The following is a 25913-nucleotide window of genomic DNA, read 5'->3' on the forward strand; positions in this document are numbered from 1 at the left end:
ACCGCGCGAGAAGCCCCACCGAGCCCGCACCCACCGACGAACGCGCGCCCCCTCCCCCGTGGGCGTCGGCGCACCCCCGTGGGCGGGGAACTCACACCCCGGCCCGCCGCTGAGCCTCCTCCACCAGCGCCACGGCCTCCGTCAGCGCCTCCTCGTCCGCCAGCACCAGCGCGAGATCGTTCCCGGCGACCGTGACCTGATCGGCCGCCGCGAACATCCCCGCGTCCGGCATCTCGTGAAACGGCCCCTCGGGCGTCTCCAGCCGCTGGGCACGCAGTGCCAATTCCCTGGCCAGCCCCAGCGCCTCCGCGGCGGCGCTCCGCTGGAGCCGGCTCTGCGGGGCCGCCCGCAACCGGTCGGCGAAATGATCCACGGCACGGGTCAACGGCGTCGTATCAAGCACGCCGCGAGAGTACGCGCCCCAGCCGGACTGTTGCCAACAGGCCGCCACTCAGGCAACGTGACCTGAAGGACCGGCTTACATTCCCTTTCGTCCGGAGGCGCCGATGTCCCAAGTCTTCTCCGAGGAGACCCATCGCAACCTGCTCGCCCGCATCCCCCACTGCACCGGTCGTGAAGTCTCCGACTGGCTCCGCAAAGTCGACGAAGGCCCCGCTCTCTTCAATTTCGAGGAGAAGGTCAGCTGGCTCCGGCACGAGTACGACCTCGCGTACGGCCACGCCAAAGCGATCATTCACGAGTACGACCTGAGGAGGGCCGCGCGGAAGCTCCTGTGAAGCCGCCGAGAACCTACGAAGGGCCCCCGAACCGCGAGGTTCGGGGGCCCTTCATCAGTGGTCCTGCGGGATCCACCGGATCCGGCGGATCCGGCTGATCTAGTCGTCGCCGCTGAAGATGGCGACCAGACGGAGCATCTCGATGTAGATCCACACGAGGGTCATGGTCAGGCCGAACGCGGCCAGCCAGGCCTCCTCGCGCGGGGCACCGTAGGCGATGCCGTCCTCGATCTGCTTGAAGTCGAGGGTCAGGAAGAACGCGCCGAGCAGGATCGCGAGGATGCCGACGATCGCGCCGAGCGGGCCCATGCTGCGCAGTCCGCCGTCGGGAGCGAGCCCGAAGACGACGAGCAGCAGGTTGACCGCCATGACGAGGATGAAGGCGATCGCGATGGTCATGCCGATGCGGGCGTACCGCGCGGTGACCCGGATCCAGCCCGCCTTGTAGACCAGGAGGGTGGCTCCGGAGACGGCCATGGTGCCGAGCACCGCCTGGAAGGGCGCGCCGCTCCACTCAGAGTTGAACATCTCGCTGAGCACACCGAGGAAGACGCCCTCGAACGCGGCGTACGCCAGGATCAGCGCGGGCGAGGCCTTGCGCTTGAAGGACTGCACCATCGCCAGGACGAAGGCGATCAGCGCGGCGCCGATGGCCAGGCCGTAGCTCGTGGGCGACACCGGCAGGAGGGCCCAGGCGAGGACCGCGCCGACGACGACCGTGCCGAGCGTCATGGCCGAGCGCATGACGACGTCGTCCATGGTCATGGCGCCCGTGCGGGCCGGAGCCTGCGGCGGGGTGCCGGGCTGCACGCCCTGCTGGGCGTACGGGTTGGTCGCGTACGGGTTGCCGCCCTGCTGGGCGTAGGGGTTGCCCTGCGTGCCGACAGCTGCTCCCCCGGCCTGCGGCGCGGTGTTGAAGCCCGCGTAGCCGTTGTCGCGGCTGAACCCCCGTCGCGAGAAGACCGGGTTGCTGCTCCTCATTTCACTCCTCCATGGCCACCCTGCGTGGCCTTGGCTCAAGAGTAATAGGTAGGCAAAGGATTGACCCTAGTGCTTGGGGAGGATCTTTCCCCTGCCCTGACACCGAACACGCTACGCGTCTCCCTGATTCCCCGCCCCACCCGCCTCAACCCATGACCAACCCGGTACGCTCCCGCGATCTCCCGGAGATCACCCCGCCCCCACACCCGTCGTCCGACCCGCTCCCAGCGGCCCGAGCGTGTGGCAGGGGTGCGCGAGGCGCCCCCCGAAGGTGGGGGTGATGTGGGGGTGTGGGAAGGAATGTGCTGGTTTGATCGGAGGTGCCCGGAACCGGACTTGAACCGGTACGCCCGCGAGGGGCAGCGAGGTTTAAGCTCGCCGTGTCTGCATTCCACCATCCGGGCAGGCCATGGGCTCCGCGCTGAGGTCCCGAGCCTATCGGGACGCTTCCCCCGAACAGTCGAAGAGCGGACCGATGTTGTCTTATTTTATTGACGTCTGAGGGTGCATCAGCCCACGGAACACGCCATCCGCACTTGCCAATAGCCTTACGGACGGCACGACCGGCCGCGTGCGGAATGACGGAATTTCACCGTCCGAACGAGCGGTCCCCCACGGATCGCGCGCGGTGACGCGCTGACTCGTGTCGATCGCGCGCCCCACACTCCGGTCGGATCCCCTCGTCATCCCCAGGTATGACGGGCCCTCCGCCGGTCCGTCAGAAGTCTGCCCCCGGAACCGGAACAGCGGCTGACTACACGGCGCCCCTCCGCCGAGACCATGGAGCCATCCACAAACGACAGACGTACGGCCCCGGCATGCCCACGGCAGTTCCGCGGGACCCCTCGGTCGTTCTCGAACACCCCAAACGCCGTCGCCCCGACAGGAGTTCCCACCCGTGACCACCACTCCCCTCGCCGACCGGTCCACCGCCGTGGCCGCCCGCGCCACGGAACTGTCGAAGGTCTACGGACAGGGCGAGACCCGGGTGGTCGCGCTGGACCAGGTCACCGTCGACTTCCGGCAGGCCCAGTTCACCGCGATCATGGGCCCCTCGGGGTCCGGCAAGTCCACGCTGATGCACTGCGTGGCCGGCCTGGACACCTTCTCGACCGGCTCCGTCCGCATCGGCGACACCGAGCTGGGCTCGCTGAAGGACAAGCAGCTCACCAAGCTCCGCCGGGACAAGATCGGCTTCATCTTCCAGGCGTTCAACCTGCTGCCGACCCTGACCGCACTGGAGAACATCACCCTCCCGATGGACATCGCCGGCCGCAAGCCGGACAAGCAGTGGCTGGACACCGTGATCCGCATGGTGGGCCTCGCCGACCGGCTGAGCCACCGGCCCGCCCAGCTCTCCGGCGGCCAGCAGCAGCGCGTCGCCGTGGCGCGGGCGCTCGCCTCCCGGCCGGACATCATCTTCGGCGACGAGCCCACCGGAAACCTGGACTCGCGTTCGGGCGCCGAGGTGCTGGGCTTCCTGCGCAACTCCGTAAGGGAGTTGGGGCAGACCGTGGTGATGGTGACGCACGACCCCGTGGCCGCAGCCTACGCGGACCGGGTCGTCTTCCTCGCTGACGGACGCATCGTGGACGAGATGCACGAGCCGACGGCGGACCTGGTGCTGGACCGGATGAAGAGGTTCGACACCAAGGGGCGCACGAGCTGAGGGGGTTCACCACCCCACCCCTGCCTCCGCTCCCCCCTGCCCCGACGCGCACTCCGGCGCCTTGCCACCCTCTCCGCCCCGACCCCGAAACAGGGACCCCTTCATGTTCCGTACCGCCCTGCGCAACGTGCTCTCGCACAAGGCCAGGCTTCTCATGACCGTGCTCGCGGTGATGCTCGGCGTCGCCTTCGTGTCGGGCACGCTGGTCTTCACGAACACCATCTCGGACGCGCTCCAGAAGAGCTCGGCCAAGGGCTTCGACCACGTGGACGTCGCGATCCGGTCCGGTTACCGACCGGACGAGGGCGACACCGTCGCCGAGCAGCCGAAGCTCACCCCGGAGGTGCTGAAGAAGGTCGAGCGGGCGCCCGGCGCCGAGTCGGCGATCGGCGTGGTGAGCGGGTTCACCGCCCTCGCCGGCAAGGACGGCAAGCTGATCGGCGGCGGCTTCCAGTCGCAGGGCGGGAACTACTGGGGGACGGACGACCCCCGGTACCCCATCCAGGACGGCGGCCGCGCGCCTGAGGGCGCGGACGAGGTCGCGATCGACTCGGAGACCGCGAAGCGGTCCGGGTACGAGGTGGGCGACACCGTGCGACTGTCGGTGGACGGCCCGGTCCTCACCCCCACCGTCAGCGGGATCTTCACGACGGACGACGGCAATGTCGCCGCCGGCGGCAGCCTCACCCTGTTCGACACGGCGACCGCGCAGACGCTCTTCCACATGAAGGGCGAGTACGACACGATCAACGTGACGGCGGCGCCGGGCACCAGCCAGGCCCAGCTGCAGAAGGCCGTCGACGAGGTCCTGCCGAAGGACTCCGCGTACACCACCACCGGTCAGCAGCTCGCGGACGACCAGGCCACGCAGATCGCCGCCGAGATGAGCGGCCTGAAGAACGCGCTGCTGGTCTTCGCCGGGATCGCCCTGTTCGTGGGCACGTTCATCATCGCCAACACCTTCACGATGCTGGTGGCCCAGCGCACCAAGGAGCTGGCCCTGCTGCGCGCGGTCGGCGCCTCCCGCCGCCAGGTGACACGGTCCGTGCTGATCGAGGCGTTCGTGGTGGGCGCGGTCGCCGCCGTCACCGGTCTCGCCGCCGGTGTCGGCATCGGCGCCGGGATGCGGGCCCTGATCGGCACGCTCGGCGAGACCGTCCCCGCCGGTCCGCTGGTGGTCTCCCCCGGCACGGTCGCCACCGCCCTGCTCGTGGGCGTCCTGATCACGATGCTGGCCGCCTGGCTGCCGGGCCGCCGCGCGGCGAGGATCCCGCCGGTCGCGGCGATGAGCAGCGTGCACGCGAAGGCGACGACCAAGTCGCTCGTCGTGCGGAACACGATCGGCGCGCTGTTCGCCGGCGCGGGCGTGGCCACCGTGCTGTACGCCACCACGCTGGAGGGCTCGGACGGGCAGGCACCGATGGGCATCGGCGCGGTGGTGCTGATCATCGGTGTCTTCGTCCTCACCCCGCTGCTGTCCCGCCCGCTGATCGCGGCCGCCGCCCCCCTCATGCGGGTCTTCGGGATCTCCGGCAAGCTCGCCCGGCAGAACTCCGTACGCAATCCGCGCCGCACCGCCGCGACCGCGTCGGCGCTGATGATCGGACTGACGCTGATCACCGGCATGACGGTGATGGCGGGCAGCCTCCAGAAGTCCATCGGCAAGATGGCCGCCGACGCGATCAAGGCGGACTACGTCGTCTCGATGGCCAACGGCAACTTCCTCTCCCCCGACGTGGAGAAGAAGCTCTCCGCCGCCGAGGGCGTCACCGCCGTCTCGCCGCTGCGCAACGCCGAGTCCCGGATCGGGGGCGAGACCGAGTACCTCACGGGCGTCAACGGCGCGGCCATCGGCGAGCTCACCGACCTGCCCCTCGACAACGGGACGTTCGAGGTCGGCGGCGGCCAGGTCGTGGTGGACGCGGAGACCGCCGAGCGGCGCGGCTGGGAGGCCGGTTCGCAGTTCAGCGCCGGGTTCGAGGGGGGCCGGAAGCAGAAGCTGACGGTCGCCGGGGTGTACGAGAGCAACGAGCTGATCCGGGGCATCCTCCTGGACGACAGGACGCTCGACGCACGGCTGCCCGCCGACGTCGACCCGGCCGACATGATGGTCATGGTCAAGACCTCGTCCGGCGCCTCGGACGCCACCAAGGACCGGCTGGAGAAGGCCCTGGGCGAGAACCCGGCGATCAAGGTCCAGAGCGGACAGGACCTCTCCGACGACATCGCGAAGATGTTCACGCTGATGCTGAACATGCTCTACGGCCTGCTGGCCATGGCCGTGATCGTCGCCGTCCTCGGCGTCATCAACACCCTGGCCATGTCGGTGTTCGAGCGTTCGCAGGAGATCGGCATGCTCCGGGCGATCGGTCTCGACCGGCGGGGCATCAAGCGGATGGTCCGTCTGGAGTCCCTGGTCATCTCCCTCTTCGGCGGTGTCCTCGGCATCGGCCTGGGCGTCTTCTTCGGCTGGGCCGCCGGTGAACTCGTCGCCAGCCGGATGCCGACGTACGAACTGGTCGTCCCCTGGGCCCGGATGGCCGTCTTCCTCCTGCTCGCCGCCACCGTCGGCATCCTGGCCGCGCTGTGGCCGGCCCGCCGCGCGGCGAAGCTGAACATGCTGGCGGCGATCAAGTCGGAGTAGCCGCGCGGGAGGCACGGGGCCCACGGGACGGGGACGCGTACATGGCCGTACGCGTCCCCGTCCGTGCGTTCAGGCGCCCCAGGTCCGGGCCCTCAGTGGGAGGCCCGACGCACCCCCTTCCGGGGGCCGTACGGCCAGTACCTGGTTGACACCGAGGCGGTTGCGTTCGAAGCCGAGGGCGGAGGCGGCCATGTAGAGGCGCCAGACGCGGGCGCGGCCGGGGCCGACCAGGGCGACCGCGTGCGCCCAGTGGGCTTCGAGGTTGGTGACCCAGGCGCGCAGGGTGAGGGCGTAGTGCTCGCGCAGGGACTCCACGTCGCGGACCTCGAATCCCGCGCGTTCGAGCTGGGTGACGGTGGTGCCGATCGGGGCGAGTTCGCCGTCCGGGAAGACGTACGCGTCGATGAAGCCGTCGACGGAGTACGCGTTCTCGTCGCGTCGTGGGCGCCGGGAGATCTGGTGGTTGAGCAGCCGGCCGCCGGGGGCGAGCAGCCGGTACAGGTCCTCGGCGTACGCCAGGTACCGGTCCGCTCCGACGTGTTCGGCCATGCCGATGGAGGAGATCGCGTCGTAGGGCCCGTCGGTGACGTCGCGGTAGTCCTGGACGCGGATCTCGACGCGGTCGGTGAGGCCCTCCTCGGCGACGCGTTTGCGGGCGTGGACGGCCTGTTCCTGGGAGAGGGTGACGCCGACGACATGGACGCCGTACTCGCGGGCCGCGTGCACGGCCATGGAGCCCCAGCCGCAGCCGACGTCCAGGAGCCGCTGCCCCGGGGTCAGGCCGAGTTTGCGGCAGATGAGGTCGAGCTTGTCGTGCTGGGCGGCTTCGAGGGTGGTGGTGCCGTCGGCGGCGGACCAGTAGGCGCAGGAGTACACCATCGACGGGCCGAGGACGGCCTCGTAGAAGTCGTTGCCGACGTCGTAGTGGTGGCTGACCGCCCGTCTGTCGGTGCGTCTGGTGTGCCGGTGGCGGGTGCGGACCTCCTCGCGCGGCGGTTCGGGCGGGACGAGGACGGCGGGGCCGGCCAGCTTCAGCAGGCCCTTGACGGCCGCCCGGGCCCGTGGGTCGCGCAGGGTGTCGGCGAGGCTTCGGGCGTCCTCGTCCCGCTCCCACACCTGGTCGGCCACCAGGTCCAGTACGGCGTACAGATCGCCCTCGACACCGAGGTCACCGGCGACCCAGGCGCGGGCGAGGCCCAGTTCGCCCGGCTTCCACAGCAGTCGGCGCAGGGCCCTGCGGTTGCGTACCACCAGGGCGGGTGCCTCCGGCGGTCCGGCCGTCGAGCCGTCCCAGGCCCGCAGCCGGACCGGGAGCGGGGCCCCCGACAGTTGCTCGAACAGGGTCTTCAGCCGCGACGCGGCGTCCTGCATGGCGCACACCTCCGTGACAACAGATCCCGGAATGTCCAACGCCACGGTAATCACCTGCGGGGCTGTGCCGTATTCCCGTGGGGAGGTGTGTTCTTCGAGTGCGGCCCGGTGGGGCTTCTCGCGCAGTTCCCCGCGCCCCTAAGGGCATCAGGCCCTGCGGGCCTGAAGAGCTCGGGGCGCAGCCCCTGCTTTTCGGGGGCGCGGGGAACTGCGCGACCAGCCCCCACGCACCCGCACCCGCCCACGAACCGAACCCCCCGCCCCCTCCCGCGCACGCCGAAGGGCCCCCCGCACCACGGATGGCGGGAGGCCCTTCGGACGGGTCAACAGGTCAGGAGGCCTTGGCCTTTTCTCCGGTCTTGCTCGCGGCAGCGACCGGCGCCGGCTTCGCCGCCTCGTAGAACTCCTCGCGGGGAGTCTCGATGGCGCCGAGGGAGACGACCTCGCGCTTGAGGAACATCGCGAGCGTCCAGTCCGCGAAGACCCGGATCTTGCGGTTCCAGGTCGGCATCGCGAGACCGTGGTAGCCACGGTGCATGTACCACGCGAGGCGACCGCGCAGCTTGATCTTCATCTTGCCCATGACGATCATCGCGACGCCCTTGTGGAGGCCGAGACCCGCCACCGCGCCCTTGTTGGAGTGCGCGTACTCCTTCTGCGGGAAGCCCCGCATGCCGGAGACCACGTTGTCGCCGAGGACCTTGGCCTGACGCAGCGCGTGCTGCGCGTTCGGCGGGCACCAGGCGTTCTCGATGCCGGCCTTGCGGGCGGCGACGTCCGGGACCTGGGCGTTGTCGCCGGCGGCCCAGATGTAGTCGGTGCCGGTGACCTGGAGGGTCGGCGACGCGTCCACGTGGCCACGCGGGCCGAGAGGCAGGCCGTAGCGCGAGAGGACCGGGTTCGGCTTGACGCCGGCGGTCCAGACGATCGTGTTGGAGTCGACCTCCAGGCCGTTCTTCAGCACGACGTGGCCGTCGACGCAGGAGTCCATGGAGGTGTTGAGGTAGACCTCGACCCCACGGCCCTCCAGGTGCTCCTTGCCGTAGAGGCCGAGCTTCGGGCCGACCTCGGGGAGGATCTTGTCGGCGGCGTCGACGAGCACGAAGCGCATGTCCTCACGGGACACGTTCTTGTAGTACTTCGCGGCGTCGCGGGCCATGTCCTCGACCTCGCCGATGGTCTCCGCGCCGGCGAAGCCACCGCCCACGAAGACGAAGGTCAACGCCTTGCGGCGGACGTCCTCGTCGGTCGTGGAGTCGGCCTTGTCGAGCTGCTCGAGGACGTGGTTGCGCAGGCCGATGGCCTCCTCGATGCCCTTCATGCCGATGCCCTGTTCGGCGAGGCCGGGGATCGGGAAGGTGCGGGAGACCGCGCCGAGCGCGATCACCAGGTAGTCGAAGGGCAGCTCGTACGCCTCGCCGACCAGCGGGGCGATCGTGGCGACCTTGCGGTCCTGGTCGATGGTGGTGACCCGACCGGTGAGGACCTCCGCCTTCGGCAGCACGCGTCGCAGCGGGACGACGACGTGCCGGGGGGAGATGCTGCCGGCGGCGGCTTCGGGGAGGAAGGGCTGGTAGGTCATGTACGACCGGGGGTCGACGACCGTGACGGTCGCCTCTCCGTAGCGCATCTTCTTGAGGATGCGCCGAGCTGCGTACAGGCCTACGTACCCACCGCCTACTACGAGGATCCTGGGACGCTCCGTGGTGCTCATGCCATCGAGTATGTACCCGCCATACGGGGGTCGCTCGTGCGCCCCTTCACAAGCTTCCCCACCCCCTCTGATACACTGCGCGGCCCTCTTGGCCGGGGGCACGGTCCACCAGGGGACCGGCCGGGAGGTTTGACCGTTGTCAAGGCCGCGTGAACTGCCGTTCCGGTCTGTTGAGGGCCCTGGACCACTCTTCGGTTTCACACGGACGAGACCCCCGCGAAACCCCGCCGGGGACGCCCTGTTGACCCCCGGGAACCCCGGAACGCTCTGTGGAGCCTCAAAACATCGCTCAACAGGGGCGATTCTCTTGTGAAGAACTTCACGAAGTTTCTCGGCGCCGGGTCGACGAGGGGGGCGGAAGCACCCCTCGGACGCGCTCATACGTTATCCGAACAGCTCAAGCGAGGCTACCGGCGAGTAGTAAACACTCCCTCACAGACGCGGGCGGACCGCCGGGAGAACCCCCGGCGGTCCGCCCGCGAGCCCGTTCTCTAGGCCACGGACCAGGCGATGCCGTCCAGGATGTCGTGTTCGCTCACCACGACCTCCGTCGCGCCGATCCGTTCCATGATCGACAGCAGGACGAGGGCGCCCGCCGCGATCACGTCCACCCGGCCGGGATGCATCGACGGGACGGCCTCCCGCTCCGCGTGCGTGGAGCGCAGCAGCCACTCGGTGATCTCCCGGACCCGGTCGTACGGGATCCGGGAGTGGTGGATGGCCGCCGAGTCGTACGCGGGCAGGTCCTGGGCGATCGCGGACAGCGTCGTGACCGAACCGGCCAGCCCGACCAGGGTGTGCGCCTCGCGGAGCGGCACATCGCGCTCGGCGAGGTCGAGGGCCGCCTCGATGTCCGCGCGGATCGCCGCGATCTGCTCCGGCGCGGGCGGGTCGACGACCGCCCCGTCGCGGACGAGGTGCCGCTCGGTCAGCCGTACGCAGCCGATGTCCACGGAGCGGGCGCCGCGCACCTGGTCGTCGCCGACGACGAACTCGGTGGAGCCGCCGCCGATGTCCACGACCAGGTACGGCCGGGTGAGGTCGGTGCGCCCGGTCAGTTCCCTGGTCGCGCCGGTGAAGGAGAACTCGGCCTCCCGGTCGCCGGAGATCACCTCGGGCTCGACGCCGAGGATGTCGAACACCCCGCGCACGAACTCGTCCCGGTTCTCCGCGTCCCGCGAGGCGGAGGTGGCGACGAAGCGGATCCGCTCGGCGCCCAGTTCCTTGATGACGGCCGCGTACTCGCGGCAGGCCGCGAAGGTCCGCTCCAGCGCCTCGGGGGCCAGCCGGCCCGTGCGGTCGACGCCCTGGCCCAGCCGCACGATGATCATCCGCCGGTCCAGCTCGACGAGTTCACCGGTGGCCGGGTCGGCGTCGGCGACGAGGAGCCGGATGGAGTTCGTACCACAGTCGACGGCGGCGACCCGGGTCACTGGGCGTCCCCCTGCTCGCTCCGCCCGGCGTTCTCGGGCTTCTCGGGCGCCGACGCGGGCACCACGCACGGGCCCTTGGCCCACCACTCGGGAAGCATCGCGATCGCCTCGTCGCCGAGCGGGTTGACGCCGGGACCGGCGGCCAGCGAGTGGCCGACGAGGACGTGCAGGCACTTCACGCGGTCCGGCATGCCGCCCGCGCTGGGGAAGCCCTCCAGGACCTCGATCTCGTCGCGGCGGGCGATGTAGTCCTCGTGCGCGGCCCGGTAGGCGGCGGCCAGCTCGGGGTCCGTCGCCAGCCGCTCCGTCATCTCCTTCATCACGCCGTTCGCCTCCAGCGTGCCGATCGCGGAGGCCGCACGCGGGCACGTCAGGTAGTACGTCGTGGGGAAGGGCGTCCCGTCCGGCAGGCGCGGCGCCGTCTCGACGACGTCCGGCTGTCCGCAGGGGCAGCGGTGCGCGATGGCACGCAGGCCGCGCGGCGGGCGTCCGAGCTGCTGCTGGAAGGCCTCGACGTCGGCGTCGGTGGGCTCGGTGCGCGGGGTGGGCGGCGGAGGGGTCTGCATAACCTGCTACTCAAGTCCTCGGTGTGGCTCATCGGTTGACGGTCACGAAGGTGGCCGTTCAGCTGTCGGCGGCGTCGGCCTTGTCGACCCCGTCCCAGACATTGGTGTACCAGGGGCGGTCGGCCGCCCCCTGTGTCGTACGGGACTGCTTCGCCGCGTCCGGGTCGATCATCGTGTAACCGGTCTCGCCCGGCATCACATAGTGCAGCCGCTCCCGGATGCGCTGCTCGGCGTACGCGTCGTCCTGCCAGCGCGCCTTGAGGTCGCGCAACTCCTCGACCCGCTCGCGCGCCTCCTCGCGCTGCCGCTGCATGTCGGCGATGTCGGCGCGCTGGGAGACGTACTGCCTTATGGGATAGGCGAGCGCCACGATCAGCGAGCAGAGGACGAGGGCGAGCAGCGCGGCCCGGCCGGTCAGCCGGGAGCGGCGGGCCTGGCGCTTGGTCTGGGAGCGGTAGACCCGGGCGGCCGTCTGCTCACCGAGCACCTTCAGCCGGGTCGCGGTGGAGAAACGGTCCCGGTCCCGGTCCTTCACGGCCATGTCCCGCTTCCCCTTCCGCTTCTGTCTTCTCCTGTGCGCAACGCACGTACGTCCCCGCACACGGTACGGGACCGGTACGGGGACGTACGTACGACTGGCTAAGCCTTAACCCTGTACGGGTCAGCCCTTGAAGCGGGGGAAGGCCGAGCGACCGGCGTACACCGCGGCGTCGTCGAGGATCTCCTCGATGCGCAGCAGCTGGTTGTACTTGGCGACGCGGTCCGAGCGGGCCGGGGCGCCGGTCTTGATCTGACCGCAGTTCACGGCGACGGCGAGGTCGGCGATGGTGACGTCCTCGGTCTCGCCGGAGCGGTGGGACATCATGCACTTGAAGCCGTTGCGCTGGGCCAGCTCGACGGCGTCCAGGGTCTCGGTCAGCGAACCGATCTGGTTGACCTTGACGAGCAGGGCGTTGGCGGAGCCCTCCTCGATGCCGCGGGCGAGGCGCTCGGGGTTGGTGACGAAGAGGTCGTCGCCGACGATCTGGACCTTGTCGCCCAGCTTCGCGGTGATGGTGTTCCAGCCGTCCCAGTCGTCCTCGAACAGCGGGTCCTCGATGGAGACGAGCGGGTACGCCTCGACGAGGTCGGCGTAGTACTCGGTCATCTCGGCGGCGGAGCGCTCCTTGCCCTCGAAGACGTACACGCCGTCCTTGTAGAACTCGGAGGCGGCGACGTCGAGCGCCAGGGCGATCTGCTCGCCGGGGGTGTAACCGGCCTCCTTGATGGCCTCGATGATGAGGTCGAGGGCGGCGCGGTTGGACTCCAGGTTCGGGGCGAAGCCGCCCTCGTCGCCGAGGCCGGTGGACAGGCCCTTGGTCTTCAGCACCTTCTTGAGGGTGTGGTAGACCTCGGCGCCCCAGCGCAGCGCCTCGGAGAAGGACTCCGCGCCGATGGGGGCGATCATGAACTCCTGGATGTCCACGTTGGAGTCGGCGTGCGAGCCGCCGTTCAGGATGTTCATCATCGGGACGGGCAGCAGGTGCGCGTTCGGGCCGCCGAGGTAGCGGAAGAGCGGCAGGTCGCTGGCCTCGGAGGCGGCGTGGGCGACGGCGAGGGAGACGCCGAGGATGGCGTTGGCGCCGAGGGAGCCCTTGTTGTCGGTGGCGTCCAGGTCGAACATCGCCTGGTCGATCAGGCGCTGCTCGGTGGCGTCGTAGCCGACGAGCTCCGGGCCGATCTGCTCGATGACGGCGAGGACGGCCTTCTCGACGCCCTTGCCGAGGTAGCGGTTGGGGTCGCCGTCACGGAGCTCGATGGCTTCGAAGGCACCGGTGGAGGCGCCGGACGGAACGGCGGCACGACCGGTGCTGCCGTCGTCGAGGCCGACCTCGACCTCGACGGTGGGGTTGCCTCGCGAGTCGAGGATTTCCCGGGCTACGACGACGTCGATGGACGGCACGAGCATCTCCTTCATGGGATGTGACGCGGAAGTGCGGGGCCCGCGGGCCTTGCGACTAGAGCCTAACCGCCCCGGGCTCGTCGGCAGCCGACCGACCGTCCCGTGGACAGACAGACCGTACCCATTGTTCCAGTCCGGAACAAAGGGGGGTCGGCCAGAAAGTGAACAGAAAGAAGGAGCGGACATGAAAAAGCCCCGCCCCGGTGCGTACGGGGGAATGCGCACCGGGGCGGGGAGCCCGTGGGGGACGGGGGGACGGCCCTCACGAGGTCTTCACCATGGAGGACACGGATGTGAGCGGGCTGTGGTTCAGCTGGGAAGCGGCCCGATTTCTCGGCCCAGCCGAACCCGCCCCGCCTGCCCGGCCGTGGGGGCGGCCGTGGGGGACGGCAGACGCGTGGCGACCGTCGCCTTCGTCGCGGGTCAGCTCAGGTGGAGCTGCTGGCCCGGGTAGATGAAGTCGGCGTCGTCGATGATGTCCTTGTTCAGCTCGAAGAGCTTCTCCCAGCCACCCTTGACGTTCTTCTTCGCGGCGATGCCGCTGAGGGTGTCGCCGGTGACGACCTTGTACTCGCCGTCGCCCTTCTTGACCTTCTTGCCGGTCGGGGTCTCGACGGTGGCGCGCTCGGAGGAGCGGGAGGCGCGGGTGTCCTCGGTGCTCTTCTTGGTGCTCTCCTGCGTGCTCTGCTGCGAGGAGCCGGAGTTCGAGGAGGAGGCGGCGGCGCCGTCGTACGAGGCGCCGGACAGGCCCTTGCCGCAGACCGGCCAGGCACCCTTGCCCTGGCCCGCGAGGACCTTCTCGGCGATCGCGATCTGCTGGGCCTTGGTCGCCTGGTTCGCGGTGGAGGCGTACTGCGTACCACCGTAGGCGGCCCAGGTGGAGGCCGAGAACTGCAGACCGCCGTAGTAGCCGTTGCCCGTGTTGATGGACCAGTTGCCGCCGGACTCGCACTGGGCGACGGCGTCCCACTCGGAGGCGGTGGCGGCCGAGGCGCTGCCGGCGGCCATCAGCGGGGCTGCGATGGCGGCGGCGCCGGTGACGCCGGCGACGGCGATGGCACGAGCGGCCTTGGACGGACGGCGGTGCTTGCCCTTGCTGGAAAACAGCATGGAGAGATCCCCTCACCGACGCCTGCGAGGTGAGCTGTCGGGTTCGGGCCGGTTGAGTTGCCCGGCCGCGCCCGCTCGCCTCTCGGCTCACGTCGCGCGGCTTCACCCCGAGCCGGTTCCGGACGTACGCCCCCGAAGGGCCGCAACCACCGGACCCGGCACTTACCTTGGGTCCCCCGCTCCTGCCTACGGCGCTTGACGCGACGACTGTTCCTTGCGGCCGTTGGCAGGATTCGGCGTACCGACCGCAGGGGCCCGCTGTGGCGAGCGGTCACGACCGTAAACACGTGATTGCCCGGATTTCAAAGACGATCAGGGGGTCTGTGATTCATCTCCCACCTAGATCAAAACGGGCATTCAGGGGCGAAAAGTGACGCGAACTGTCGCTACTTTTCGCCCGTTTCGGCACCGACTTCAAGGGTCTGACCGGGAAGGATGAGGTCCGGGTCGGTTCCCACGGTGCTCTCGTTCTCGGAGTACAGCTCGCGCCACCCGCCGTTCAGGTCGAGCGAGTTCGCGATCCGCGTCAGACTGTCGCCCGCACGGACGGTGTAGGCGCCGTCCACGGCCTCCCGCGCCGCGTCGCCGCCGCGGGAGGCGTGACGGCCCGAGGGGGCGGGGTCGGCGGTGCGGGAGCCGTCGGCCGCGTCCGTGCCGGCCTCCGCGTCGGCGGTGTCCTCGTCGGCGCTGGCGCCACGATGGCGACCGGTACCGGCTTCGCTCCCCCCGGCCGAAGAGTCGTCACTCTGTGACGACTTGTCCGCATTCGCACCCTCGGAGTCCGTGGAATCGCCCGAGTCGGCGTCGGCCTTGGCCTTGGTGGACCCCTCGACGGCCTCGGGGGTCGAGTCGGCGGACTTGGCCGAGTCGGACCCGTCGACCTCTTCGGCGGAAGTGGAGGAATCGTACGAACCAGAAGAGTCAGAGGAATCGGATGAGTCCGAAGAGCCAGACCTATCGGATGAATCAGGAGAACCGGACGTTCCGGAGGAACCGCCCGCCTTCGTCGAGTCGTCCGCGACGCCCGTGTCCACGTCGGCGGAACCGGAGTCGCCGTCGAGGTTGTGGAGCAGGCCGCAGGTGGCCCAGACGCCTACGCCCTGGTCGGCGAGGACCTTCTCGGCGACGGCTATCTGCTGCGAGCGGCTGGCCTGGTCGGCGCTTGTCGCGTAGTCGAGGCCGCCGTACTTCTCCCAGTTCGCCTGGGTGAGCTGGAGGCCGCCGTAGCGTCCGTTCCCGGTGTCCGCGCTCCAGGAGCCACCGCTCTCGCACTCCGCCACCTGGTCCCAGGTGGTTCCGCTGGCCGCGCTCGCGCCGGTGGCGCCGAGCAGGGGGATCGCGATGGCCGAGCCGGTCACTCCGGCGGCGACGAGGAGAGCGGGAGCCTGACGGGGGCGACGGTGTCGACCGTTCCCGGAGAGCATGCGGTTGCCTTTCACGCGACAGCAGTGGCCGGTGCGAAGGGTGTGGGGTGACCCCTTCGCACTGACGTGTGAACGTAGCGGGAGTCGATCAGTTGTCACAAGTTAATGCAGCGCAGATCACGTGAAGATCACGGACTTGAGGGAGTGTCACTTTCCGTCGCGGAATGCGGTAGTGCTACGGGCTGCCCGGGTACTACTACGTACCGCTCATGACCCGGGTCACGAAATGCCCTCGGACCGCCCCTGCGGGGTGAATTGCACCGGAAGCGTGCGCAATCCGCGCATGATGAGCCCTCCCCGCCATCTCAGATCGGCCGGTTCCACCGCCAGTCGGAGGTCGGGGAGGCGGGTGAGGAGGGTGGCCAGGGCGGTCTGGCCTTCGAGGCGGGCGAGGGGGGCGCCGAGGCAATAGTGGATGCCGTGGCCGTAGCCGAGGTGCTGGTTGTCGCGGCGGGAGAGGTCGAGGGTGTCGGGGTCCTCGAAGCGGGCCGGGTCGCGGTCGGCGGCGGCGAGGACGACGAGGACGGGGTCGCCCTGGGCGATGTCCTGCCCGCCGATGGTGAGGGGGCGGGTCGCGAAGCGCCAGGTGGCCAGCTCGACGGGGCCGTCGTAGCGCAGGAGTTCCTCGACGCCGGTCTCGAGCAGCGCGCTCTCCCCGGCGGTGAGGGAGGTCTGGAGGCGGGTGCGCTGGTCGGGGTGGGTGAGCAGGGCGTAGGTGCCGTTCCCGATGAGGTTGACGGTGGTCTCGAAGCCGGCGAAGAGCAGGATGAAGGCCATGGCCGCGGCCTCGTTCTCGGTGAGGTGCTCGCCGTGGTCGGAGGCGCGGATGAGGCCGGAGATGAGGTCCTCGCCGGGGGCGGGGTGCTCGGTGAGGCCTTCGCGCTTGCGGTGGATGAGGTCGGCGAGGTAGCCGCGCATCTTCTTCACCGAGCGCGCGACGCCGCCCCTCGGGCCGCCGCCGTGACGGATCATCATGCCCGCCCAGTCCCGGAAGTTGTCCTGGTCCTCGCGGGGCACGCCGAGGAGGTCGCAGATCGCGTAGATGGGCAGGGGGAAGGCGAAGTCGTGGATGAGATCGGCTTCGCCGGTCTCCGCGAAGCGGTCGATGAGCTGATCGGTCAACTCCTGGACCCGGGGGGCGAACTCGGCGACCCTGCGGGGCGTGAACGCCTTCGACACGAGTCGGCGCAGCCGTGTGTGGTCCGGCGGATCGATGTTGAGCAGATGGGTCATCAGCTCGGCCTTGCGCTCACCGGGGATACCGGTCTTCCCCTTGGCGTGGGCGGGCTCGTCGTGATGTGCGGGGTTCTTCGACAGACGCGCGTCGGCGAGGGCCTGCTTGGCGTCGGCGTAACGGGTGACCAGCCAGGCCTCCACACCACTGGGCAGCCGGGTCCGGTGCACCGGGGCGTGCTCCCGGAGCCAGGCGTACGCCGGGTAGGGGTCGGTGGCGAACTCCCAGGTGAAGAGGGAGGGCGCGGGGCTGGGGGACGAGGGACGATCGCTCACCCGTCGACGGTAGCGGGCCCCCCGACGACCGCCGTCACGGCCCGGCCTCCCTCGCACCGGGGCGGGGGTCTTCTCGCTCCGGGGCTTGTCAGCGCTCGTCCAGGCCCTCCGCGGAGCGGATCGCGTCGCGGTAGGTGCGGGCCGCCGCTCTCAGGGCCGCTTCCGGGTCTGTGCCCTCCGCTTCGGCTCGGGCGGCGAGGGTGAGGAGTTCGTAGCCGATGCCGTGGCCCTGGGGTATCGGGACGGGGAGGCCGGCCGTGCGGACGCGGGAGGAGAGTTTGGCGGCCAGGGCGAGGCCGGGCTGTCCCAGGGGGACTCCGTCGGTCACGGACTCGCGGCGTTTCTCCACGGCCTTCGTGCGCAGCCAGTGCGCCTTGACCTCCTCCGGGGTGGTGGCCGTGGCGTCGCCGAAGACATGGGGGTGGCGGTGGATGAGCTTGGTGATGATGCCGGCGGCGACGTCGTCGACGGAGAAGGGGGTGTCGGGGTCGTCCTCGGCGATGCGGGCGTGGAAGACGACCTGGAGGAGGACGTCGCCCAGTTCCTCGCGGAGTTCGTCGCGGTCGCCCTCCTCGATGGCCTCGACGAGTTCGTACGCCTCCTCGATGCCGTACTTGGCGAGACCCTTGTGGGTCTGCTGCGAGGACCAGGGGCATTCGGCGCGGATGCGGTCCATGACCTGCACCAGGTCGAGGAGGCGGGCACCCGGGAGGTCGTACGACGCCGGGAGCAGCTCCAGGGACGGCATCCGGACGCGGCCCGAGCCGGCGAGGCGGGCGAGGCCGTCGGTGAGGTCCGGTTCGCCCTCGGCCGTGGCCACCACGACCACCGTGCGGTCGCCGGCGCAGGCGTCGACCAGTTCCTCGGCCGTCGGGGTCGCCCGCTCGACCGTGACGCCGGCCTCGCGCAGATACGGGAGCTGGGGGTGCGCCTCGTCCGCGCACAGGACACGGTCCGCCCCGTGCAGTGCCTGCCAGGCGGGCCAGGACAGCAGGCCGGGTGCCACGCGGTGGCTGGTGGTGAGCAGGACGACCCGGCCGGGGTCGGAGGACGACGTCTCGGGGGTCGTGGGGGCGGGGTCGCCGCCGGGGCGGTGTGCGTTCACCCCACGAACGTAACCCACGTCACCGACGACCCCCGAAGTTGTCCACAGCCCCTGCGGAAAGGGCGAGCAAGTCAGAGCGGACCGGCCCGGGGGGACCGGTGAGGGCGGGTCGGCCGGGGGCACCGGTGGCGGCGAAGCAGCACCGCTCCTGCGGCGCCGCCGCGCCGGCGAGACGGGAGGGTCTCGACCGTCCTGGCGCCGCACCGGTTCGGCCCGGCGCCCCGTCGGCTCCCTCGACCGCCGGGCCCGGCGCCACCCCGGCTGCCGTGCTCAGCGCCCGCCACCCCGGCTGCCGTGCTCAGCGCCCGCTACGTCGGCTCCTGGGCCCCCGCCCCCGTGACCTCCTTCAGCCAGGGGGTCTTGGCCTCCAGGAGTCCCACTCGGCCGGAGGCCTTGTCGACGCCCCAGCTGCCGTAGCGGGGGTTGAGGTCGACGTCCAGTTTCCTGGAGGCCTCCGAGAGGGCCTTCCAGAAGATCGCGCCGCCTTCCTGGCTGTTCAGGTCGGCGCCGAGGGCGGTGGCGAGTTTCTGGACCTCGACATCGCTGCGGAGGCTCTCCTCCAGCTGCTCGGGGGCGACGCTGTAACGCTGTAGATAGGCCGTTTCCAGGGCCTCGGCACCACCGGCGTCGGCCTCCAGGCCGGAACGGTACTGCTGGACCTCCTTGCGCGTGACGGTCACGCCCGCGTCCTCGAGCGCCTGGTCCAGGACCTTCTCCAGGACCATGCCGTTCAGGGTGTTGCGGGTGAGGGCGCTGCTCTGGGCGACGGCCTGCTCGTACTGGCGCTCGTCCGTGATGGCGGCGCGCTGGGCGGCACGCACCTCGTTCACCCGGTTCTCCAGCTGCGCGACGGTGATCCGGTCGTCGCCGACGACGGCCGCCGCGCCGGGATGGGCGTCGCCCCCGCAGGCGGTGAGGAGCGGGGCCGCGGCGGTGAGCGCGGCGGAGAGGAGGAGCGCGGTGCGACGGCGGCGGTGCAAGTGGGCCTCCCGAGGAGATTGTGCGGCGGTGCACAAAGTCTTGCGGTGATCGATGGTAGGCAGTGGCCCTGCTCTCGGCCAGCCATTCGACCAACGATTCACGCCGACTTCCGGCACTCCCGCGTGCCACGTCCGGCTCAGCCCCGTACCTGGCCCAGCCACTGGAGCGTGCGCCGGATCTCGCCCGCGAGGGGATGGCCCGGTCCTCGCAGCCGTTCCACGTCGAGCAGCAGTCGGCCCAGGGTCTCGTGGGCGGCGCCGCGGTCGCCGAGGGCGAGGAGCAGGTGGCCTATGCGGCGGCGGACGTCGAGGGAGAGTTCGGGGTCGCCGCCGACGTACTGGTTCTCGTAGTACGGCAGGAGGGATCGGTACTCGGCGAGGGCCGCGGCCGGTTCGCCGAGCTGTTCGAGGCACTGGGCGGAGTCGTAGCGGTAGCGCAGGGCCTGGGTGTCGGCCTGGCCCGCCTCGGCGGCGCGCTCGTCGGCGAGGCGGCGCAGCTCGGGCAGGGCGCGGCGGTACTGGCCGTCGTCCATGAGGGTGGCCGCGTACTGCTTGCGCAGGGTGCGGACGACGGGTGAGTGCTCGCCGTGCTGGGCGGCGGCGGCCGGGAGGATCGCGCCGAGGATGTCGACGGCCTGGGTGATGCGGCCCTCGCCGAGGAGCCGCTTGACCTCGTCGACGGCGCCGGCCACGTCGGGCTTGTCGACGGCGGGCGCGGGGTCGGGGGCGGCGGACGGCTGCGGCGCGGGGATGCGGGCGCGGTCCGGCCAGGGGGCGTGCGGGCGCAGGAAGGGACGTGTGGGGTCGAGCGGGGAGCCGGTGGGCATGCCGCGCGCGGGGAGCAGCGGGAGGAGCTGTTCGTAGGTCTCCTGCGCGGAGGACGGGCGGTGCTGCGGGTCCTTGGAGAGCAGCCGCAGGACCAGGGTCTCCAGGTTCTCGGGGACCTCGGGGCGCAGTCGGCGGACCGGGACCGGCGGCTCGTAGAGGTGGCGGTGGAGGACGCCGAGGGCCGTGGAGCCGGTGAACGGGACGTTCCCGCTGAGCAGTTCGTGCATCAGCACACCGAGGGCGTACAGGTCGGTGTACGGGCCGACCGCGCCGCCCATGGCCTGCTCGGGGGCCATGTAGGCGGGGCTGCCGATGGGTGAGCCGGTGTGGGTGAGGCGGGTGGTGTCGGTGTCCATGACGGAGGCGACACCGAGGTCGAGGACGGTGACCGTGCCGTCCTGCTTGACCATGACGTTCCGCGGCTTGAGGTCGCGGTGGATGATCGGCACCGCGTGCACGGCGGAGAGCACGGCGCACAGCTGGGCGGCGACCGAGACGGTCCACTGCCAGGGGTACGGGTCGTGCTCGGCGAGGTGGTCGGCGAGGTCGGCCCCGTCGACGTACTGCATGACGAGGAACAGCTCCTCTCCCTCGCTGCCGGCGTCGTGCACGGTCACCAGGCCGGGGTGGTCGACCTGGGCCGTGACGCGGCACTCGCGCACGAAGCGGCGGCGCAGTTCGTCGGCCTCCTGGCCCGCGACCTTGTCCGGGCGCAGCAGCTTGACCGCCACGCGCCGGTCGAGGCGCTGGTCGTAGGCCGTCCACACCTGGCCCATGCCGCCCTGTCCGATGAGCGTGGACAGTTCGTAGCGGCCGGTGATCAGGCGTCCGGGCCCCTGCCCCTGGGTCACCTGTCTCCCTCGTGGTTGCGGAGATAGTCACTCAGCTCGTCCAGCTCGGCGCGCACCTGGTCGATGCGGGCCGGACCGGGGCGCTGGGGGTCCGGGGTCTGCTGGTGCTGCGGCGGGGGCTGCTGCTGCACGGGCGGCTGCGGGACCGGCGGAGTGGGGGTGCTGGGGGTGTAGGGCTGGGGGACCTGGACCGGCGGGTAGCTGTACCCGGACTGCTGGGGGGTGTAGCCGGACGGCTGGGTGGAGTACCCGGTCTGCCCCGAGTACAGCGTGGTCTGGGCGTACGGCGACGGCGGGGCGGTCCGGGCGGCGCCGAAGTGACGTATGTCGGCGTACAGGTAGTACGCGACGATCGCCACGAGTCCGCCGAGGAGCAGCCCCATGCCGACGTCACCGCGCCAGGTGGTGAACTCGTCCTTGCCCGGGTCGGTGCCGATGATGTAGAGCGTCACGATGATGTGGATGATCGCCAGGGCGAACAGCCACCAGTCGCGGGGCCTGCGGGTCACCGAGGCGAGCCGCAGCAGGCAGGCCCAGGCGAGCAGACCGCAGCTCATGACCGCGACCACCACGAAGATCACACGGAGTGTGACCTGGCCCCCTTGATCGGGGCCGGGGGGCGGTGTCGGCGCGTAGCCGTGGCCTTGCATGGCTGCTCCTGAGGGCCTGGTGAGAGCGGATGTGCGATGTCGTCCCGAGGGTATCGGTCGACCACGACATGAGGTCCAGGGTTGTGGACAACCGTTGTAGTACCGCAGTGCTGGTCACGCCGCCTCCGGGCGGAGCGGTTCCGTCCGGTAGGCGTGAGGGCGGGGCGAGTTGGGGGCGGGGCCGTCGCCCGCGGGTCACTCCGGGGCGACCGTGCCGTCCGTCAGACCGTCGTACATGCCGCGCACCAGGCGTTCGCCGAGGCGGCCGGCCCGGCGCAGGGCGTCCTCGAAGGCGGCCAGGGCGCGGAACCGTTCGCCGTAGCGGCGCTGCTGGTCCAGGGGCAGACGGGGCAGTTGGAGGCGGCGGACGTCGAGCCGGGTCGCGGTGGAGGCGTAGCTGCTGGCCTGGCGGCTGTTGGCGGTGGAGCGCAGGAATCCGGCGATGAACCAGGGGTCGAGCGCGGCCGCGTCGGGGCGCAGCAGGGTCAGGTTGCGGCCGAGGGCGGCGCCCGCGGTCTCCTCGTCGACCACCCGTGCGATGCCGCCGCCGCCGAGGACGGGGACGACGACGTCGCCGGGCTCGACGAGCACGGGAGGCTCGCCGCCGGTGTCCGGCAGTGTGCCCGAGGGTGCCGTGCCGGCCAGGACGTCGTGGTCGGTGAGCACGCGCGCGTGCGGGCCGTTCCCGCCGGTGCGCAGCACCAGGGCTCCCCCGCGCGCGAGTTCACCGACCGTGGTGAGCGGCCAGCGCACGGGCCGGGCCTCCTCGGCGAGCGGGGGTGTGAGGTCGGCGGTCAGCCGGAGGGTCTCGCCGAGGCGTTCGCGTACGGCGGTCAGTTCCGCGGCGCCGCCGGCGGCGGGGGGCGGCAGATGCCGGGCGGGGGCGAGGTCCACGTCGTCGTCGAGCAGGTCGATGACCGGCAGCGCGCGGCTGAGTCCCGGCCGCTGGGCCGTCTCGCCCGAGCGGTCGAAGGGCCGCCAGGCGTCGAGCACGGCGGTGCGCACCGCCGCCCAGTCGAACCCGCCGCGCCCCTCGGGCCCCAGCCGCCCGGTGTCGACGAGCAGCAACCGCGGCGGCACGACCGCCTTGCCGGGCCTGCGCAGCACCCACAGGTGCAGCGGGATGTTGTACGGGGGTGCCGCGCCGACCGGCAGGGCGATCACGGCGCGCAGGGCGCCCCGCCGCAGCAGGTCGGCGCGGATGCGGCGCCCCGAGCGGCGGCTCGCGGCGGCCGGCGGCATCAGCAGCACGGCGGTGCCGCCGTCCTCCAGGCGGGCCAGCGCGTGCTGCACCCAGGCGAGTTCGGACTCCGTGCGGGCCGGGAAGCCGTACTCCCAGCGCGGGTCGTAGGCGAGTTCGTCGTGGCCCCAGTTGCGCTCGTTGAACGGCGGGTGACACAGGACGGCCTCGGCCCTGAGGTCCTCGTAGGCGTCCGCGCGGAGGCTGTCCCCCGGGGCGGTGCGGACGGTGCCGCCGGTGCGCAGGGCGAGGCGGAGCGCGGTGAGGGCGGCCAGTTCGCGGGAGCTGTCCTGGCCGTAGAGCTCCTGGTCGGGGCGGGGGGCGACGGCGCGCAGGAGGGCGCCGGTGCCGCAGGCGGGGTCGAGCACCGAGCGGGCGGGGCCGGCGAGTTCGGCCATCAGCTCGGCGAGTTCGCCCGGAGTGAGCGTGTACTGGCGCGGGTTGGCGTCGAGGTGCCGGGCGAGCAGGAACTCGAAGGTCTGCCGTGCGCCGAGGTCGGCCGCGAGTTCGGTGGCGCCGCGCAGCAGCGGGACGGTCGGCCGGATCTCGTCGGGCCGCGGCGCGGGCACGGCGGGCTCGCTCGCCGGGCCGAAGCGCGGGGCGAGGACCTCCCGCAGCGCCCCGGACAGCATGCGGGCCAGTTCGCCGTCGTCGGGGACGGCGCTCAACTCCAGCCAGGCCAGGGGCCGTTGATGGAGGAGGAGCAGGGCGCAGCCCGTGTGCACCAGGGCGGCGACGGGACCCTCCGGGTGGCCGGTGACCTGCTGCCAGACGCGCTCCTTCAGGGGCACCTCGGCGAGTTTGCCCTGGTCGCGCAGCCATGCCTCGACCTCGCCGAGCGCGAAGGCCGGGCTGGTCTCGGTGCCGCCGACCGGTTTGGGGAAGTCGGCGTGCCGACGGCGCCAGTTGCTGACGGCGGCCCGACCCACCCCGGCGAGCCGCGCGATGTCCGCGGCCGTGACCTCTGTCCCGTTCCCCTGCACGCGCCCGGCTCCCCTCGTACCTGGTGGTGTGACGTCGAGCATAACGCCGCACGCAAGATCTACCCCTTCACGCCGTGAACACACCAGGTTCCGTGAACCGTGTTGACTCGGTTCACAAGGTCTGCTGTCATTGACCCATCGAACGACGGGCCGCCCTAATCGGATGGCCACACGTCCGCTGCGCTGTGTACCGGCGCACGCCGACCGCACCACTCATCGATTCCCAGGGGGGAACTCCCATGCGTCGCACCGCTCTCGCCGCTCTCTGCATCGCCGCCGCGGCCACGTTCTCGCTCACCGGCTGCCTGCCCGGCGAGGACAAGGCCGACGGTCCCTTCCCGGGCCTGACCGGCGGTGAGATCGCCGACAAGGCCGTGAAGGCCACCTCGGACGCCGAATCGCTCCGGATGAAGGGCGAGATCCAGGACGAGGCCGCCGGCGGGACGGTCCAGATGGACATGGCGATGAACAAGAAGGGCGACTGCGCCGGCACCATGAGCATGGGCGGCGAGGGCCAGGCCGAGCTGATCAAGGTCGGCGACACCCTGTACATGAAGTACGACGAGGCCTTCCTGCGCGCCCAGTCGAAGGACTCCTCGAAGGAGGAGGCCGACATGGTCGTCGACATGCTCGCCGGCAAGTGGACCAAGACGTCCGCGAAGTCCGCGGACTCCAAGGACATCGCGAGCTTCTGCGACCTCGACACGGTCCTCGCCGACTTCGAGGACGTCGACTCCGACGCCACGCGCGGCAAGGCCGCCGAGGTCGACGGCACCCCCGCGCTCACCCTCGCGGAGAAGGACGGCAAGGACAGCTACACGCTGTACGTCGCCACCGAGGGCAAGCCGTACCTGCTGCGGGTCGTCAGCAAGTCCGCGAAGGAGCCCGGCGACCTCGTCTTCACCGACTTCGACAAGCCCGTGCCGGCCAAGGCCCCCAAGGGCAAGGTCATCGACCTCGACGAGGACTTCGGCTGACCCGCACGGCCGCCGCGCGGCGGCTAGGACGAGGCGTCAGTCCGCGTGGAAGCGGGAGGGCGCCTCGGTCGGGTTGCCGCCGGTGGGCAGCTTCTGGTCGGGGCAGGTGCTCAGGACGCGCTTCATGGCGTCCTGTTCGGCGGAGGTGACCCACAGGCCGTACTTCGTCTTCACGGCGACCTGGGCGGCCACGTACGTACAGCGGTAGGCCTTGTTGGGCGGCAGCCAGGTGGCCGTGTCACCGTCGCCCTTGCCGCGGTTGGTGCCGGAGTCGACCGCGAGCAGGTTGAGCGGGTCGTTGGCCAGGGCGATGCGCTTGCTGTCGTCCCACTGCTGGGCGCCCTTCTGCCAGGCGTCGGAGAGGGCCACGATGTGGTCCACGTCGATCTTGCTGCGGCCCCGGACGTACGGCACGTCCTCCCCGGTGTACGGGTCCGGGTCGAGCACACCGGAGACCACCGTGCAGTCGTCGGCCCGGAACTTCACCTTGTCCAGGTCGCGCTTGAGTATGTCGTCGCGGGTGTCGCAGCTGTTGGAGTCGGTGTCGGCCCAGGGACTGCCGAACTCACCACGGTCGTAATTGTTCTTGGGCGCCCGCCCCTTGACGGTCAGCGCCTCCGCCGCGGCGTACGCGGCACCGCCACCGCCGGGAGGCTCCACCGGCCCGGCCGCACCGCCCGCGTTGTCCAGTTCACAGCCGGTCGCGGCGACCAGCACCAGAGCGACGGTGGCTACCCCACCCCTCAGACGCACCACGCGACACCCCTCTCATCTGCTCGTGCTCGCACGCGGTCCTGCGTGGGTTCCCCGTCTCCCCTGCTCAACACCGTAGCCCCCAGGGACGGGAGAAGATCGAGGCGTGACGGCCGACTCGCGGATCGCCGGTCGGCACCCGCTCGCCGCAGAGGGCGCCGAGGCCAGGCCGAAACGCGACGCTGGGGAGCCGAAACTTCGAACAGAAATCGACTCGCCCAAACATTCCGCGAACCGGTCCTCCATGAGCATTCGACCTGCCAAACAGCCCCAGGTCGGCCAACTTGCCAGTACAGGCAGGACAATTCAGTACTTTGCGGCGCTTGGATGACATCCGCGCGATTCAACACGTTCACACTCTTGACACGCATCTACCGCAAGCATTCTCATGCTGCACGTTGGTTTCAGCCAGCTTTTGGTTGTTCTCGTGCTGTCCTGTCGTGAAT

Annotated in this window: 21 protein-coding genes, 1 tRNA gene and 1 riboswitch; of the genes, 4 read left to right on the plus strand and 18 right to left on the minus strand. The window is 70.8% G+C overall.

Annotated elements, in window-relative coordinates:
- Nucleotides 1-91: 91 nt before the first annotated feature.
- Complete coding sequence (locus tag ACZ52C_RS16635; RefSeq protein ID WP_469075401.1) at nt 92-403, minus strand: hypothetical protein; 312 nt, start codon at nt 401-403, stop codon at nt 92-94.
- A 103-nt stretch (nt 404-506) separates the two neighbouring features.
- Between ACZ52C_RS16635 and ACZ52C_RS16640 the strand changes: the two genes are divergently transcribed.
- A complete protein-coding gene (locus ACZ52C_RS16640) occupies nt 507-737 on the plus strand; it encodes a DUF4287 domain-containing protein (protein ID WP_045556307.1) in 231 nt (76 codons plus the stop codon).
- A gap of 99 nt (nt 738-836) precedes the next feature.
- Here ACZ52C_RS16640 and ACZ52C_RS16645 read toward each other — a convergent pair whose 3' ends face one another.
- Nucleotides 837-1718: a Bax inhibitor-1/YccA family protein gene (locus ACZ52C_RS16645; protein WP_469075402.1), complete on the minus strand. Its 882-nt coding sequence runs from the start codon at nt 1716-1718 to the stop codon at nt 837-839.
- Nucleotides 1719-2039: 321 nt separating this feature from the next.
- Nucleotides 2040-2122 (minus strand) — tRNA-Leu (locus tag ACZ52C_RS16650).
- 494 nt (nt 2123-2616) lie between these two features.
- Here ACZ52C_RS16650 and ACZ52C_RS16655 point away from each other — a divergent pair.
- Nucleotides 2617-3387 carry an ABC transporter ATP-binding protein gene (locus ACZ52C_RS16655; RefSeq protein WP_469075403.1) on the plus strand — a complete coding sequence of 257 codons (771 nt, stop codon included), beginning with the start codon at nt 2617-2619 and terminating at the stop codon, nt 3385-3387.
- 103 nt (nt 3388-3490) lie between these two features.
- Nucleotides 3491-6031, plus strand: coding sequence for an ABC transporter permease (locus ACZ52C_RS16660; protein ID WP_469075404.1), 2541 nt, complete (start codon nt 3491-3493; stop codon nt 6029-6031).
- A gap of 69 nt (nt 6032-6100) precedes the next feature.
- On the opposite strand, the gene ACZ52C_RS16665 is transcribed toward ACZ52C_RS16660, so the two are convergent.
- The 14 genes from ACZ52C_RS16665 to ACZ52C_RS16730 all read right to left on the minus strand — a co-directional run bounded on the left by ACZ52C_RS16665 (nt 6101) and on the right by ACZ52C_RS16730 (nt 23737).
- The gene (locus ACZ52C_RS16665) at nt 6101-7402 is read right to left on the minus strand and encodes a class I SAM-dependent methyltransferase (RefSeq protein ID WP_469075405.1); all 1302 of its coding nucleotides are present in this window, start codon (nt 7400-7402) and stop codon (nt 6101-6103) included.
- A 331-nt stretch (nt 7403-7733) separates the two neighbouring features.
- Nucleotides 7734-9116: an NAD(P)/FAD-dependent oxidoreductase gene (locus ACZ52C_RS16670; protein WP_469075406.1), complete on the minus strand. Its 1383-nt coding sequence runs from the start codon at nt 9114-9116 to the stop codon at nt 7734-7736.
- 491 nt (nt 9117-9607) lie between these two features.
- Nucleotides 9608-10549, minus strand: coding sequence for a Ppx/GppA phosphatase family protein (locus tag ACZ52C_RS16675; RefSeq protein ID WP_469075407.1), 942 nt, complete (start codon nt 10547-10549; stop codon nt 9608-9610).
- Nucleotides 10546-11115 carry a DUF501 domain-containing protein gene (locus ACZ52C_RS16680; protein WP_469075408.1) on the minus strand — a complete coding sequence of 190 codons (570 nt, stop codon included), beginning with the start codon at nt 11113-11115 and terminating at the stop codon, nt 10546-10548. The genes ACZ52C_RS16675 and ACZ52C_RS16680 overlap by 4 nt, the downstream gene beginning before the upstream one ends.
- A gap of 58 nt (nt 11116-11173) precedes the next feature.
- On the minus strand, nt 11174-11656 hold the full coding sequence (locus ACZ52C_RS16685) for an FtsB family cell division protein (RefSeq protein WP_469075409.1): 483 nt from the start codon (nt 11654-11656) through the stop codon (nt 11174-11176).
- 120 nt (nt 11657-11776) lie between these two features.
- Nucleotides 11777-13057 (minus strand): phosphopyruvate hydratase, encoded by a 1281-nt coding sequence (eno, locus tag ACZ52C_RS16690; RefSeq protein WP_469075410.1) that lies wholly within the window; start codon nt 13055-13057, stop codon nt 11777-11779.
- A gap of 423 nt (nt 13058-13480) precedes the next feature.
- Nucleotides 13481-14167: a transglycosylase family protein gene (locus ACZ52C_RS16695; RefSeq protein WP_469075411.1), complete on the minus strand. Its 687-nt coding sequence runs from the start codon at nt 14165-14167 to the stop codon at nt 13481-13483.
- Nucleotides 14168-14171: 4 nt separating this feature from the next.
- Nucleotides 14172-14371, minus strand: a riboswitch (cyclic di-AMP (ydaO/yuaA leader).
- Nucleotides 14372-14553: 182 nt separating this feature from the next.
- Nucleotides 14554-15591 (minus strand): transglycosylase family protein, encoded by a 1038-nt coding sequence (locus tag ACZ52C_RS16700; protein WP_469075412.1) that lies wholly within the window; start codon nt 15589-15591, stop codon nt 14554-14556.
- A gap of 219 nt (nt 15592-15810) precedes the next feature.
- Nucleotides 15811-17100: a cytochrome P450 family protein gene (locus ACZ52C_RS16705; RefSeq protein WP_469075413.1), complete on the minus strand. Its 1290-nt coding sequence runs from the start codon at nt 17098-17100 to the stop codon at nt 15811-15813.
- An 88-nt stretch (nt 17101-17188) separates the two neighbouring features.
- Nucleotides 17189-18205 (minus strand): nucleoside triphosphate pyrophosphohydrolase, encoded by a 1017-nt coding sequence (locus ACZ52C_RS16710; RefSeq protein WP_469075414.1) that lies wholly within the window; start codon nt 18203-18205, stop codon nt 17189-17191.
- 308 nt (nt 18206-18513) lie between these two features.
- The gene (locus ACZ52C_RS16715; protein WP_469075415.1) at nt 18514-19185 is read right to left on the minus strand and encodes a SurA N-terminal domain-containing protein; all 672 of its coding nucleotides are present in this window, start codon (nt 19183-19185) and stop codon (nt 18514-18516) included.
- Between the two features lie 137 nt (nt 19186-19322).
- Nucleotides 19323-20816 (minus strand): protein kinase domain-containing protein, encoded by a 1494-nt coding sequence (locus ACZ52C_RS16720; protein ID WP_469075748.1) that lies wholly within the window; start codon nt 20814-20816, stop codon nt 19323-19325.
- A 44-nt stretch (nt 20817-20860) separates the two neighbouring features.
- Nucleotides 20861-21514 carry a hypothetical protein gene (locus ACZ52C_RS16725; protein WP_469075416.1) on the minus strand — a complete coding sequence of 218 codons (654 nt, stop codon included), beginning with the start codon at nt 21512-21514 and terminating at the stop codon, nt 20861-20863.
- Nucleotides 21515-21709: 195 nt separating this feature from the next.
- The gene (locus tag ACZ52C_RS16730; protein WP_469075417.1) at nt 21710-23737 is read right to left on the minus strand and encodes an N-6 DNA methylase; all 2028 of its coding nucleotides are present in this window, start codon (nt 23735-23737) and stop codon (nt 21710-21712) included.
- Nucleotides 23738-23976: 239 nt separating this feature from the next.
- On the opposite strand from ACZ52C_RS16730, the gene ACZ52C_RS16735 reads away from it, so the two are divergent.
- Nucleotides 23977-24714: a hypothetical protein gene (locus ACZ52C_RS16735; protein ID WP_469075418.1), complete on the plus strand. Its 738-nt coding sequence runs from the start codon at nt 23977-23979 to the stop codon at nt 24712-24714.
- Nucleotides 24715-24750: 36 nt separating this feature from the next.
- Here the strand turns inward: ACZ52C_RS16735 and ACZ52C_RS16740 are convergent, their stop codons facing one another.
- Nucleotides 24751-25470, minus strand: coding sequence for an HNH endonuclease family protein (locus ACZ52C_RS16740; RefSeq protein ID WP_469075419.1), 720 nt, complete (start codon nt 25468-25470; stop codon nt 24751-24753).
- Between the last annotated feature and the right edge of the window lie 443 nt (nt 25471-25913).

It is taken from the genome of Streptomyces sp. NPDC034049 (assembly GCF_055575575.1).